At 69.4% G+C, this 13558-nt stretch carries 9 protein-coding genes; 8 read left to right on the plus strand and 1 reads right to left on the minus strand.

The window, feature by feature from the left end:
* Positions 1-18 precede the first annotated feature (18 nt).
* From ACF3M1_RS05080 to xylA, 3 genes are all read left to right on the plus strand, one after another.
* Positions 19-402: a hypothetical protein gene (locus tag ACF3M1_RS05080; RefSeq protein ID WP_394004504.1), complete on the plus strand. Its 384-nt coding sequence runs from the start codon at positions 19-21 to the stop codon at positions 400-402.
* Positions 399-1907, plus strand: a complete 1509-nt coding sequence (gene xylB, locus ACF3M1_RS05085; RefSeq protein ID WP_394004506.1) for a xylulokinase — start codon at positions 399-401, stop codon at positions 1905-1907. Before ACF3M1_RS05080 ends, xylB begins: the two co-directional genes overlap by 4 nt.
* Positions 1908-1983: 76 nt before the next feature.
* Positions 1984-3318 carry a xylose isomerase gene (xylA, locus tag ACF3M1_RS05090; protein ID WP_394004508.1) on the plus strand — a complete coding sequence of 445 codons (1335 nt, stop codon included), beginning with the start codon at positions 1984-1986 and terminating at the stop codon, positions 3316-3318.
* Between the two features lie 90 nt (positions 3319-3408).
* Here xylA and ACF3M1_RS05095 read toward each other — a convergent pair whose 3' ends face one another.
* The gene (locus tag ACF3M1_RS05095; RefSeq protein ID WP_394004510.1) at positions 3409-4470 is read right to left on the minus strand and encodes a LacI family DNA-binding transcriptional regulator; all 1062 of its coding nucleotides are present in this window, start codon (positions 4468-4470) and stop codon (positions 3409-3411) included.
* 101 nt (positions 4471-4571) lie between these two features.
* Between ACF3M1_RS05095 and ACF3M1_RS05100 the strand changes: the two genes are divergently transcribed.
* From ACF3M1_RS05100 to ACF3M1_RS05120, 5 genes are all read left to right on the plus strand, one after another.
* Positions 4572-6773, plus strand: a complete 2202-nt coding sequence (locus tag ACF3M1_RS05100) for an alpha-glucuronidase family glycosyl hydrolase (RefSeq protein WP_394005185.1) — start codon at positions 4572-4574, stop codon at positions 6771-6773.
* 98 nt (positions 6774-6871) lie between these two features.
* Complete coding sequence (locus tag ACF3M1_RS05105; protein ID WP_394005186.1) at positions 6872-8773, plus strand: sialate O-acetylesterase; 1902 nt, start codon at positions 6872-6874, stop codon at positions 8771-8773.
* Positions 8774-8858: 85 nt separating this feature from the next.
* Entirely contained in the window at positions 8859-10118 is a 1260-nt protein-coding gene (manD, locus tag ACF3M1_RS05110; protein WP_394004512.1) for a D-mannonate dehydratase ManD, read from the plus strand.
* Between the two features lie 205 nt (positions 10119-10323).
* Entirely contained in the window at positions 10324-11997 is a 1674-nt protein-coding gene (locus ACF3M1_RS05115) for a glycoside hydrolase family 43 protein (protein WP_394005187.1), read from the plus strand.
* On the plus strand, positions 11994-13457 hold the full coding sequence (locus tag ACF3M1_RS05120) for a mannitol dehydrogenase family protein (RefSeq protein ID WP_394004514.1): 1464 nt from the start codon (positions 11994-11996) through the stop codon (positions 13455-13457). The genes ACF3M1_RS05115 and ACF3M1_RS05120 overlap by 4 nt, the downstream gene beginning before the upstream one ends.
* The last annotated feature ends 101 nt before the right edge of the window (positions 13458-13558 follow it).

Genomic DNA, 13558 nt, shown 5'->3' on the forward strand with positions numbered 1-13558 from the left:
GCGCGGCCGGGACGGTGCGTGTCGAAGCCCTTTGCACGCAATCACGAGGACACGGCCGGCACGCGCTTGCCCAGGGACGGCGACGGCCGAGCTATCCGCGGGAATGTCCAGGCAATGATGCGATTGCTGCGGCGCTTCGTCGCCGTTTCGGCTGGACCGGGCAGAGAGGGCGTCCGCACGGATCACGCGCCGCATCGCATCGACGATGCTCGGCGTCGCAGTGCGCTGGACGCATCGTTCTTTCCGCAGCGCAGCAAGCCATTTTTCGAACTGCTGCTAGAGTGCAGCCATCGTCGATTTCCACCTTCCGCACCCATGTCGCCAGCCGTTCCAATGCGTGTCCTTTTTTTTATCCCGGTGAATGTTAGCGCTAACTTTATCGGCCGGGCGGTGGTGCCGTGACTGTCGTCGCCGGGCTCGATGCGGGCACCCAGAGCGTCAAGCTGGTGGTCTACGACGCCGATGCGCGCCGGGTGATCGCCAGTGCCAGCGCACCGCTCGATCTGATCAGCGGTGAGGACGGCAGCCGCGAGCAGCAGCCGGCCGCGTGGGTCGATGCGATGCGCGACTGCTTCAACGCGGTCGATGTCGGCATCCGCCATCGCATCGCGGCGCTGGGCGTGTCGGGCCAGCAGCACGGCTTCGTGCCGGTCGATGCGGCGGGCGAGGTCCTGGGCCCGGCCAAGCTGTGGTGCGACACCAGCACCAGCGCCGAATGCGGCGAGATCATGGACGCGGTCGGCGGCGCCGCGCGCTGCATCGAGACAGCCGGCAATCCGATTCTCGCCGGCTACACCGCCTCCAAGCTGCCGTGGACGCGCCGGCACCGGCCCGAGGTCTACGCGCAGCTCGCGACGATTCTGCTGCCGCACGATTATCTGAATTTCGTGCTGACCGGCGAGCGCTACTGCGAGCACGGCGACGCCTCCGGTACCGGCTGGCTCGACGTGCGCACCCGCACGTGGTCGAAGACGATGCTGGATGCCACCGACGCTGCGCGCGACCTGGCCGAATGCCTGCCGCCGCTGGTCGAGCCCGACGCACTGTTTCCGGTGTCGGCGGCGATCGCGAGCGAACTCGGCCTGTCGCCCGGCACACGCATTGCGGCTGGCGGCGGCGACAACATGATGGCCGCGATCGGCACCGGCTGCGTCACCGAAGGCCGGCTCACGATGAGCCTCGGCACCTCGGGCACGCTGTTCGCCTACGCCGACCGGCCGATCGTCGATGCCGGCGGCGCCTGGGCCGCATTCTGTTCGTCGAGCGGCGGCTGGCTGCCATTGATCTGCACGATGAACTGCACCGTGGCGACCGAGCAGGTCGCGAAGATGTTCGGCTTCAGCACACGCGACGGCGATGCGCGCATCGCGGCAACGCCGCCCGGCGCCGACGGCCTGACCTTCCTGCCGTTCCTCAACGGCGAGCGCACGCCCGACCTGCCGCTGGGCAAGGGCGTGCTGGCCGGACTCGGCGCGCACAACATGCGCGAAGCGCACGTGTACCGCGCGGCGATGGAGGGCGCGACCTACAGCCTGCGCTACGGCTACGACGCCTTCGTCGGTGCCGGCATGCGATTCGACCGCATCGCGCTGACCGGTGGCGGCGCGAACAGCGCAGCCTGGCGGCAGATGGTGGCCGACGTCTTCGATTGCCCGGTCGATGTGCCCGCGCAGGTCGAGAGTGCGGCCTTCGGTGCCGCGTTGCAGGCCTTGTGGTCGCTGCAGCGTGCGCAGGGCGATGCGAGCACGCTGGCCGATGTCGCCGCCGCGCATGTCGCGGTCGATCCCTCGCTCGCATGCACGCCGGACCCGGAGCGCGTGCGCGCCTACCAGCCGGCCTACCAGCGTTTCCTGCGGCACCTGGACGCGGTCCGTCCGATCTACGCCGCGCCGTCGCCATCGTCATGACCGGTCGGGCGCGGACGCGTTCCGCGCGCGCCCACGCTGAACTCACCACTTTCCACGCACTCCACGAGAACCCCACATGAGCGCACAGCATTTCATCGGCGGCCGCGAATACTTCGGCGGCATCGGCACCATCCCGTTCGAGGGCCGCGAGTCCGACAATCCGCTCGCCTTCAAGATCTACGAGGCCGATCGCCGGATCGGCGGCAAGACGATGGCCGAGCACCTGCGCTTCGCGGTGTGCTACTGGCACACGTTCTGCAATTCGGGCCAGGACCCGTTCGGCCCGGGCACGCGGCGCTTTCCGTGGGACGGCGGCGCGCCGCTGGCCGCGGCCGAAGCCAAGCTCGACGCCGCGTTCGAGTTCTTCACCAAGCTCGGCGTGCCGTACTGGTGTTTCCACGACATCGATCTGTCGCCGGACGCCGACGACATCGGCACCTACGAGAAGAACCTCAAGCACATGGTCGCGCTGGCCAAGGAACGCCAGCAGGCGACCGGCATGCAGCTGCTGTGGGGCACAGCGAACCTGTTCTCGCATCCGCGCTACATGAACGGTGCTTCGACCAATCCCGACTTCGCGGTGGTCGCGCGCGCGGCGGTGCAGGTCAAGGCGGCGCTCGACGCGACCGTCGAACTGGGCGGCGAGCACTACGTGTTCTGGGGCGGCCGCGAGGGCTACGCCAGCCTGCACAACACCGACATGAAGCGCGAGCTGTCGCACTTCGCACGCTTCCTGACGATGGCGCGCGACTACGGCCGCAGCGTCGGGCTCAAGGGCAATTTCCTCATCGAGCCCAAGCCGATGGAGCCGATGAAGCACCAGTACGATTTCGACAGCGCCACCGTTGCCGGCTTCCTCAAGGAGCACGGGCTGGAGAAGGACTTCAAGCTCAACATCGAGGCCAACCACGCCACGCTGTCGGGCCACACCTTCGAACACGACCTGCAGGTGGCCAGCGATCACGGCCTGCTCGGCAGCATCGACGCCAACCGCGGCAATGCCCAGAACGGCTGGGACACCGACCAGTTCCCGACCGATCTCTACGACACCGTCGGCGCGATGCTGGTCGTGCTGCGCCAGGGTGGCCTGGAAGGCGGCCTGAATTTCGACGCCAAGCCGCGCCGCGAATCCACCGACATGGAAGACCTGTTCATCGCGCACATCGGCGGCATGGACGCATTCGCGCGTGGTCTGGAAGTCGCGCACGCGCTGCTCGAGACGTCCCCGTGGGAGCAGTGGCGCAAGGAGCGTTACGCGAGCTTCGACGCGGGCGACGGCCAGGCGTTCGAGACGGGCAAGCTGTCGCTGGCCGACCTGCACGGCATTGCCTCGAAGGCCGGCGAGCCGCAGCAGCGCAGCGGTCGCCAGGAAGCCTACGAGAATCTGCTCAACCAGTACCTGTTGCGCTGAGGCCGCGGACGCATGACGCCACGTGCCGCCCGCACGCATACCGGACCGACGTCCGCGCGCGTGGCGGCCCGGATCCGCGCGCCGCGGCGCTCACTTCGAGCGGGGCGGGCGCGCGACCGAATCGCGCACGATCAGCCGGTGGGCGATCACGTGATCGGCGAGCACACGCGTACTGGCGTCATTGCGACGGATGCCGCGCACCAGCACTTCGATCGCGGTGTTGGTCATCGCCTCGATCGGCTGGTTGATCGTGGTCAGTTCGGGCCAGACCGTGGTCGCGGCCGAGCTGTCGTCGAATCCGACGACCGACAGGTCGCGCGGTACATCGAGGCCGCGCCGGTGGGCGACCGAGATCGCCGCGGCGGCCATGTCGTCGTTGCTGGCGAAGATCGCGGTCGGCGGCTTGCGCAGTGCCAGCAATGTTTCGGTCGCGGCGAGCCCGGAGCGGTAGGTGTAGTCGCCCTGCTGGACGAGGCTCGTGTCGAGCGGGATGCCGGCCTCGTCGAGCGCCGCCTTGAACCCCTCGAAACGCCGCGCGGTGGCGCTGAGGTAGGTGCCGCCCTTGATGCAGGCGATGCGGGTGTGGCCGTGTTCGATCAGATGCCCGGTGATCTCCTTGGCGGCGCGGAACTCGTCGACGCGGACGCAGGAGATGTCGTCGCTGAACCGGCCCGACGCGATGGCGACCACCGGCACGCCGGCGCGTACGAATTCGGTCACCGCGGCCTTGGATTCGCACAGCGGCGGCGGCAGGATCACGCCGTCGACGCGCTTGGCGAGCGCGCGCGCCGACTTGCGCTCGGCATCGGCGTCGAGCTCGTCCCAGTAATCGATGACCAGCTGGATCGCGGTACCCGAGGCCACGCGCAACAGACCGAGCAGCAGCTCGCGCAGATAGGCGCCGCTGGGATTGGTGTAGACCAGCGCGATCCGCGTGTGCTGGGCCGCGGCCAGCGAACTGGCGGCGAGGTTGGGCGTGTAGTTGAGCTCGCGCACCGCACGCATCACGCGCTCACGTGTGCTCTCGCGCACCTTGCCCTGGCCGTTGATCACGCGCGAGATGGTCATCGGCGACACGCCGGCCAGCGTCGCCACTTCGGCGATGGTGACACCGCGGGTCTTGCGGCGGACCGATTTCTTCGTCTTCTCCAACGTTCGTTCCTTCACTCGCCAGGCGATGGGCCATGCCCGTCGCACGTGGCGGGCCCATGTGCATGAAAGCCGGTTCCGGGGAGGGAATCCATATGCCGATGATGTTACCGCTAACCCATTCAGCGGGCGAGACGCGCAGACCGCGCGCCGTCCGGTTCGCGCTGTCGTTGCTGTGCGGGATCACGCTGCTGGCCGGCGCGCCGGCGCTGCAGGCCGAGGACGGCTACGACCTGTGGCTGCGTTACGCGGCGCCCGGCGGCGCATCCGCGACGGCGTCACCCGGCATCACGCAACTGGTGGCCGTGGCCGATTCGCCAGTACAGGCGGCGACACACCGTGAGCTGCAGCGTGGGCTCGAGGCCCTGTCGGGGACCGCGCCGGTCGGCGCGAAGACGGTCACGCGCGCCGGCGCGCTGCTGGTCGGCACGCCGGCTTCGTCGCCGCAGATCGCGCGTCTGGGGTTCGATCTCGACGGGCTTGGCGATGAGGGCTACCGCATCCGCAGTGCCGTCGTCGGCGGTCATGCGACGACCGTCGTCACCGCCAACACCGATGTCGGCGCTCTGTACGGAAGCTTCCATCTGCTGCGTCTGCTGCAGGCCGGACAGTCGCTCGACGGCCTCGACATCCGTGAAGCGCCGCGGCTGGACGTGCGCGTACTCAATCACTGGGACAACCTCGACCGTTACGTCGAGCGCGGCTACGCCGGCCAGTCGATCTGGGACTGGCACCGCCTGCCGGGCTGGCTCGACCCGCGCTACACCGACTACGCGCGTGCCAACGCGTCGATCGGCATCAACGGCACCGTGCTCAACAACGTCAACGCCAATGCCGAGGTGCTGACGCCGATGTACCTCGACAAGGTGGCGGCGATCGCCGGCGTGCTGCGGCCCTACGGCATGAAGGTCTATCTGAGCGCGCGTTTCAGCGCGCCGATGGAGATCGGCGGCCTCGCGACGGCCGATCCGCTCGATGCCGGCGTGCAGCGCTGGTGGAAGACGAAGGCCGACGAGGTCTACGCGCTGATTCCCGATTTCGGCGGCTTCCTGGTCAAGGCCAATTCGGAAGGCCAGCCGGGCCCGCAGGACTACGGGCGCAGCCACGCCGATGGCGCCAACATGCTGGCCGATGCGGTCGCGCCGCACGGCGGCATCGTGATGTGGCGCGCGTTCGTCTATTCCGACGAAGAGCCCGTGGACCGCGCGAAGCAGGCCTACAACGAGTTCGTGCCGCTCGACGGCACGTTCCGCGACAACGTACTGGTGCAGGTCAAGAACGGCGCGATCGACTTCCAGCCGCGCGAACCCTTCCATCCGCTGTTCGGCGCAATGCCGAAGACGCCGCTGATGATGGAATTCCAGATCACCAAGGAATATCTCGGCTTCTCGACGCACCTGGCCTACAAGGGCCCGCTGTACGAGGACGTGCTGGATGCCGACACCCAGGTGCAGGGGCCGGGTTCGACCGTCGCGCGCGTGATCGACGGCTCGCTCGACGGGCATGCGCTGACCGGCATCGCCGGCGTCGCCAACATCGGCAGCGACCGCAACTGGAGCGGCTCGCACTTCGACCAGGCCAACTGGTACGCGTTCGGGCGCCTGGCGTGGAATCCGGCGCTGTCGTCGCGCGATATCGCGGCCGAATGGACGCGGATGACGTTCTCCAACGATCCGGCCGTCGTCGAGCCGGTGGTCGGCATGATGATGGCCTCGCGCGAAGCGGTGGTGGATTACACCGGCGCGCTTGGCCTGCACCACGTGATGGGCCGCGGCCACCACTACGGGCCCGGGCCGTGGGTCGAAGGCGGTCCGCGCGCGGACTGGACCTCGGTGTATTTCCACCGCGCGGATGCGAACGGCATCGGCTTCGACCGCACGCGTCGCGGCAGCGATGCGGTGTCGCAGTACGCGCCGCCCGTGGCCGAGGTCTTCGACGACGTCGCCCGCACGCCGGAGGAATTCCTGTTGTGGTTCCACCACGTGCCCTGGGACCAGCCGATGCGCAACGGGCGCCCGCTGTGGGATGAGCTGGTGCTGCGCTACGACCGCGGCGTGAGCACGGTGCGCGACATGCGCGTGACATGGGCCGGGCTCGACGGTCGCATCGATCCCGAGCGGCATGCGCAGGTCGCGGCGTTCCTCGCGATCCAGCAGGACGAAGCGCAATGGTGGCGCGATGCCAGCGTCGCGTATTTCCAGTCGATCTCCGGCCGGCCGCTGCCCGCGGGCGTGGCGCCGCCGCCGCATCCGCTCGAGTACTACAAGGCGCTGGAGTTTCCGCATGCGCCGGGGGACACGCAATGAATCGCGCGTCTGCCGGTGCCCCGCGTCGACCGGCCGGTGCCCATGCACGCATCGGACTGGCGACGCTGCTGCTCGGCCTCGCAGCGGTCGCGCCGGTGATGGCCGACGACGCCGAAGCGGCGCTGCTGCATCCGCTGTTCCAGGATCACGCCGTACTCCAGCGCGACCAGCCGATCCGCATCTGGGGCGAGGCGGCGCCCGGTGCGACCGTGCAGGTCGGACTGGCGCGCCATCGTCGCAGTGCACGCGCGGACGCCGCGGGGCAATGGTCCGTTGAACTGCCGGCGCTCCCTGCCGGCGGGCCGCACATGCTGACCGCACGCGCCGGCGACGTGTCGCGCACGGTCGCCGATGTGCTTGTCGGCGATGTCTGGCTGTGCTCCGGGCAATCGAACATGGAGCTGCAGGTCTGGCGTTCGCTGGACGCACGCGCGGAGATTGCCGGCGCGGACAGCGACACGATCCGCCTGCTGACCGTGCCGCAGGCCGGCCACCCGGTGCCACAGACGCGCTTCAGCGCCGAGACGCGCTGGCATACCGTGACCCCCGATTCGATCCGGGATTTCTCCGCGGCCTGTTACTACTTCGCGCGCGAGTTGCAGAAGACCGTCGACGTGCCGATGGGCCTGGTCAACGCGGCCTGGGGCGGCTCGCGCATCCAGGCCTGGACCAGTGCCGACGCGCTGCGCGCCGGCGGCGGGCTCGACGCCGAACTCGACGTGCTGGCGCTGTATGCCGACGCGCCCGACGCCGCCGTCGCGCGCTGGGGGCAGGTGTGGACCGGCTGGTGGCGACAGCGCCCGGGCATCGCCGCTGATGACCGGCCCTGGGAGGGCGACGCAAACGGCGCGGACTGGCGCGATGCACCGCGCGATCTCGGCGCCTGGGAACGCTGGGGCGTGCCGGAACTCGCCGCGTTCGACGGCATGCTCTGGTACCGGACGGCCGTGACGCTGACCCAGGTACAGGCCGCGCAGCCGGCGACCCTCGTGCTCGGGCCGGCCGACGAGATGGACACCACCTGGGTCAACGGCCAGGCCGTCGGCAGCACCTACGGCGCCGGCACGCCGCGCACCTACGCACTGCCTGACGGCCTGCTGCGCGCCGGCGACAACCCCATCGTCGTCAACGTGCTCGACACCTACCGCGAGGGCGGGCTGGCCGGGCCGGCGTCCGCGCATGCGTTGAAGCTCGCCGACGGCAGCACGGTGCCGCTCGATGGCGGCTGGCGCTATCGCGTGGTGCCGAACGCGGTCGGCTCGCCGCCGCGCGCGCCGTGGCAGTCCGCGGCCGGGCTGTCGACGCTGTACAACGGCATGATCGCGCCGCTGTCGGGCATGCGCCTGCGCGGCATGCTCTGGTACCAGGGCGAATCCAACACCTTCGAGGCCGATGCCTACGCCGGCCTGCTGCGCGGCCTGCGCGACGACTGGCGCGCCCGCTTCGACGCTCCCGACCTGCCGTTTCTCGTGGTCCAGCTCGCGAACTACGGTGCCCCCGCCGACGCACCCGGCGAGAGCGACTGGGCCGCGCTGCGCGACGCGCAGCGTGCGGTGGCCACCGATCCGCACACTGCGCTGGCGGTGACGATCGACATCGGCGACCGCTACGACATCCATCCGGCGAACAAGCAGGTGCTCGGCAAGCGGCTCGCGCGCGCCGCGCGGCAGGCGGTCTACGGCGAGCGGATCGCGCCGTCCGGTCCGGTGCCGCAGCAGGCGCGTCGCGAGGGCGGCGACGTGGTGGTGACGTTCGCCGATGTCGAAGGCGGGCTGTTCGTGCACGGCGCCGCCGGGCCGGTGGGCTTCGAGCTGTGCGGCGCGGGGGTCGACAGTTGCCGCTTCGTCGAGGCTCGCGTCGAAGGCGATCGCGTGCGCCTGCGCGCCGACGCGGGGCCGATGCCGACGCGCGTGCGTTACGCCTGGGCCGACGCGCCGCTGGTGAATCTGTTCGATGCCGCGGATCAGCCCGCCGGTCCGTTCGACATCGAAATCCGCTGACCGGAATCACTGCGTCGCGCCGCCCCCGCGCGCGGCACTGCAAGACCCGACCCACACCATCCGAATGACTGTTCCGGGAGCCACGATGTCGACCTCCAGTCCCCACGACCCAAGCTCCTACAGCTCGAACCGCGATCGCGAGATCGTCGAAGCGCGGGTCATCGTCACCTGTCCCGGCCGCAACTTCGTCACGCTGAAGATCGTCACCCGCTCGGGCGTGACCGGGCTCGGCGACGCCACGCTCAATGGCCGCGAGCTCGCCGTCGCCTCGTATCTGCAGGACCACGTGGTGCCGAACCTAATCGGGCGCGATGCCGGTCGTATCGAAGACCTGTGGCAGTTTCTCTACCGCGGCGCGTACTGGCGGCGCGGACCGGTGACGATGACCGCGATCGCCGCGGTCGACGTCGCGCTGTGGGACATCCTCGGCAAGATGGCCGGCCTGCCGCTGTACCAGCTGCTCGGTGGCCGCTCGCGCGAGGGTGCGCTGGTCTACGCGCACGCCAACGGCCGCGATATCGCCGAGGCCAGCGACGCCGTGGGCGCCTACATCGACAAGGGCTTCCTCGCGGTGCGCGCGCAATGCGGCGTGCCCGGGGTCAAGAAGGCCTACGGCATCTCGTCCGGCGGCAAGCCCTACGAGCCGGCCGAAAGCGAACTGCCAGCCGAGACCGAATGGAACACGCCGCGGTATCTGGAAACGGTGCCGGCACTGTTCGAGCGCGTGCGCGCCGACCACGGCACCACCGTCGAACTGCTGCACGACGTGCACCACCGGCTCACCCCGATCGAAGCCGCGCGGCTCGGCCGCGAGCTCGAGCCCTACCGGCTGTTCTGGATGGAGGACGCGACACCGGCGGAGAACCAGCGCTCGTTCGAGATCATCCGCCAGCACACGGTGACGCCGCTGGCGGTGGGCGAGGTGTTCAACTCGATCTGGGACTGCAAGCATCTGATCGAGAATCAGCTGATCGACTACATCCGCACCACCATCGTGCACGGCGGCGGCATCACCCACATCCGCCGGCTCGCGGATTTCGCCGGCCTGCACCAGGTGCGCACCGGCTTCCACGGCGCGACCGACCTGTCGCCGGTGACGATGGGAGCGGCGCTGCATTTCGACACCTGGGTGCCGAACTTCGGCATCCAGGAATACATGTTCCACAGCGACGAGGCCAACGCGGTGTTTCCGCACGATTACGTGTTCCGCGAGGGCCGGTTGCATGTCGGCGACACGCCGGGCCATGGCGTGTCGATCGACGAGACACTGGCGGCGAAATATCCCTACAACCCGAAGCAGCTGCCGATCGCCCGTCTCGAAGACGGCGCGATGTGGGACTGGTAGCGACATGGAGGAGACCGGAATGAAGCGATCGACGACGGGTACGGCCTGGGCGGTGTGGGCCGGTGGTGTGGGGTTCGATGACTCCGCGGAGAGTGTCTGCAACGAACGCGTCGGGTCTCACCGCACGCCCGACTGTCGAACGCCACACGCACCACGCGCGCGCGCGAACGCGCTCCTGGCGACTGCGCTCGCGGCACTGTCGGCGATGGCGGGCGGCAATGCGTTCGCGCAGACGACCGCGTCCACCGCCGCCGTCGAAGCGCACGCCACTGCCGCACCCGTGCTGTTCGACTGGTTCGAATACACCGGCCGCGACCGCGCCTTCGAGCTGCCGCTGCCCGACGGACACTTCCGCAACCCGATCCTTGCCGGCTTCCATTCCGACCCGAGCATCGTCGCCGCGCGCGGCAAGTTCTACATGGTGCATTCCACGTTCACCTACTTCCCGGGCATCCCGGTGTTCGAGAGCGAGGACCTGGTGCACTGGAACCAGGTCGGCAGCGCCATCCATCGCCCGGGGCAGCTGGATTTCGACGGCCTCGGCCTGTCGCGCGGCGTGTTCGCGCCGACCATCGAATACCGCGACGGCACGTTCTACGTGGTCAATACCTCGGTCGACGCCGGCGGCAACTTCATCGTCACCGCGACCGATCCTGCCGGGCCGTGGTCGGACCCGGCGTGGCTGCCCGGCATCGGCGGCATCGATCCCTCGCTGTTCTTCGACGACGACGGTCGCGCCTACATCCTCAACAACGACGAGCCCGAGGTGCCGGTGCGCTACGACGGCCACCGCGCGATCTGGCTGCAGGCGATCGACATCGACACGCTCGAGCCCTTCGGTCCGCGCAAGGTGCTGATCGACGGCGGTGTGAAGCCGGAAGACAACCCGATCTGGATCGAGGGCCCGCACATCTACAAGGTCGACGGCTGGTACGTGCTGTCGAACGCGGAGGGCGGCACCGGCCCGCAGCATTCGCAGGTGGTGCTGCGCAGCCGCGATGTCTGGGGGCCGTACATCCCCTACGAACACAATCCGATCCTGACCCAGCGCGACCTGCCGCCCGACCGCGACCTGCCGATCACCAATGCCGGCCACGTCGACATGGTCGAAGGCCCGGACGGCAGCTGGTGGGCGGTGTTCCTGGCCAGCCGCAACTACGACGTGCGCCAGTACAACACCGGCCGCGAGACCTTCCTGCTGCCGGTGACCTGGAACGACGGCTGGCCGACGATCCTGCCGCTGGGCGAGACGATTCCGTACACGCTGCCGGCACCGTCATGGATGACGCGCAACGCCGACCAGGCACCGATGTCGGGCAACTTCACCCGGCGCGACGAGTTCGATACCCCCGAGCTCGGGCGCGAGTGGATGTACGTGCGCGTGCCCAAGCGCGACTGGGCGGATCTGGCCTCGCACCCCGGCCGGTTGGCGATCCATCCGCTGAGTGAGGGCCTCGACACGCTGGGCAATCCATCCTTCATCGGCCGCCGCCAGCAGCACCTGGTGTTCGAGGCCAGCACCGCGCTCGCACCGCCGGTGCAAGGCGTCGCCGCGGGCCTCGCGGCGTTCCAGAGCGGCAACCACTGGTACGTCGTCGGTGCACGCCGCGATGCCGACGACGCGCTGCAACTGTTCGTCGAGCGTGCCAAGGGGCAGGGCGCGCCTGTCGAAGTGCTCGCCACGCGTACGGTACCTACGGCCGACGCGCTGCGCCTGCGCATCGCGGGCGACGAGGGCGAGATCGCGTTCGCGTTCGCGGCCGACGACGGCGACTGGCAGCCGCTGCTGGAGGGCGCCGACGCGACGATGCTGAGCACCGACGATGCGGGCGGCTTCGTCGGCGTGACCTTGGGCCCCTACGCGCGCGACGAGCGATGACGCTGCCGCGTCTGTCGGACGACACGCTCGCCACGCTGCCGCCGACAGTAGTGCGGCCGGCCTTCGATCGCGCCGACACACGTATCGGCATCGTCCATCTGGGTGTCGGTGCGTTCCATCGCGCGCACCAGGCGGTCTATATCGACGATCTGCTGGCCGAGGACCCGCACTGGGCGATCTGTGGCGTGTCACTGCGCAGTCCCGACGTGCGCGACGCGCTGCGCCCGCAGGATGGCCTGTACACGCTGGCACTGCGCGACGGCGGACCGACGCTGCGCGTGATCGGCGCGCTGCGCGAGGTGCTGTGCGCGGCCGACGAACGCGATGCCGTGCTCGCGCGACTTGCGCACCCGGATGTGCGCCTGGTGATGCTGACGGTGACCGAGAAGGGCTATTGCCTGTCGGCCGACGGCGTCGAGCTCGCGCATCCCGATATCGCCCGTGATCTCGAAACGCCGGCGACGCCGTCGAGCGCGATCGGCGTCGTCGTCGCCGGGCTCGCCTCGCGCCGGGCGCACGGCCTGTCCGCGTACACGGTGCTGAGCTGCGACAACCTCGCCGACAACGGTGGGCGCCTGCGGCGCGCGGTGCTGCAGTACGCGCGCCAGTTCGATGCCGGCCTGGCGGACTGGATCGACGCGCACGCGACGTTCCCGCGCTCGATGGTCGACAGCATCACCCCGGCCACCGATGACGCGCTGCGCGCTGATGTCGACGCCGCGCTCGGCCTGCACGACGCCTGGCCTGTGCAGCGCGAGCCGTACACGCAGTGGGTGGTGGAGGATGCGTTCTGCAACGACCGTCCGCCACTCGAGCGCGTTGGCGTGATCCTCAGCAGCGATATCGCCGGCTGGGACCGCGCCAAGCTGCGCCTGCTCAACGGGCCACACAGTGCGCTGGCCTATCTCGGCCGGTTGTTGGAACTGGAGACCGTCAGCGACGCGATGCAGCATCCGGCGTTGTCCGCATTCGTGGAGCGCCTGATGCGCGAGGACATCGCACCGACGCTCGAGGCGATGAACGGCTTCGACGCCCAGGCCTACATCGACGCGATCCTCGTCCGGTTCCGCAATCCCGCGATCCGCCATCGGCTGGGCCAGATCGCCTGGGATGGCTCGCAGAAGATTCCCGTGCGCCTGCTCGGCACGATCAGCGATGCGCTCGCAGCGGGTCGATCCATCGACAGGCTGTGCCTGCCGGTCGCCGCATGGATGCACTTCGTCCGGCGCCAGGCGCAGGCCGGGGTGGCGCTGGACGATCCGATGGCGGACAGGCTGGCTTCGGTCGGCGCCACGATGATCGGCGACATGCGCCAGGACGTGGCCGCGATCCTGGCGTTGGACCCAGTGTTCGACGCGGTGGTCGATGACGCGCGGATCGTCGATGCGCTCGTGCGTGCCTATGCCGTACTCGGGGATGCGACGCCGGCCGACGTGGCAAGGGCGCTCGCCGCGGCCTGATGCGCGAGAGTCCTGTGTGTGCGTATGCGTCTGCGGATCGCGTCGAGTGGTAGCGAGTCACCGGCGCCATGGCGCTAGCCGCTGCTAGATACTTGTTCCGT

The sequence above is a fragment of the Luteimonas sp. WGS1318 genome, from assembly GCF_043187535.1.
GTDB lineage: Bacteria > Pseudomonadota > Gammaproteobacteria > Xanthomonadales > Xanthomonadaceae > Luteimonas.

Coding starts and splice junctions, on each gene's coding strand:
- xylA (WP_394004508.1), top strand. CDS start 1,984: ATGAGCGCACAGCATTTCATCGGCGGCCGCGAATACTTCGGCGGCATC.
- ACF3M1_RS05105 (WP_394005186.1), top strand. CDS start 6,872: ATGGCCGACGACGCCGAAGCGGCGCTGCTGCATCCGCTGTTCCAGGAT.
- manD (WP_394004512.1), top strand. CDS start 8,859: ATGTCGACCTCCAGTCCCCACGACCCAAGCTCCTACAGCTCGAACCGC.
- ACF3M1_RS05120 (WP_394004514.1), top strand. CDS start 11,994: ATGACGCTGCCGCGTCTGTCGGACGACACGCTCGCCACGCTGCCGCCG.
- ACF3M1_RS05115 (WP_394005187.1), top strand. CDS start 10,324: ATGGCGGGCGGCAATGCGTTCGCGCAGACGACCGCGTCCACCGCCGCC.
- ACF3M1_RS05100 (WP_394005185.1), top strand. CDS start 4,572: ATGTTACCGCTAACCCATTCAGCGGGCGAGACGCGCAGACCGCGCGCC.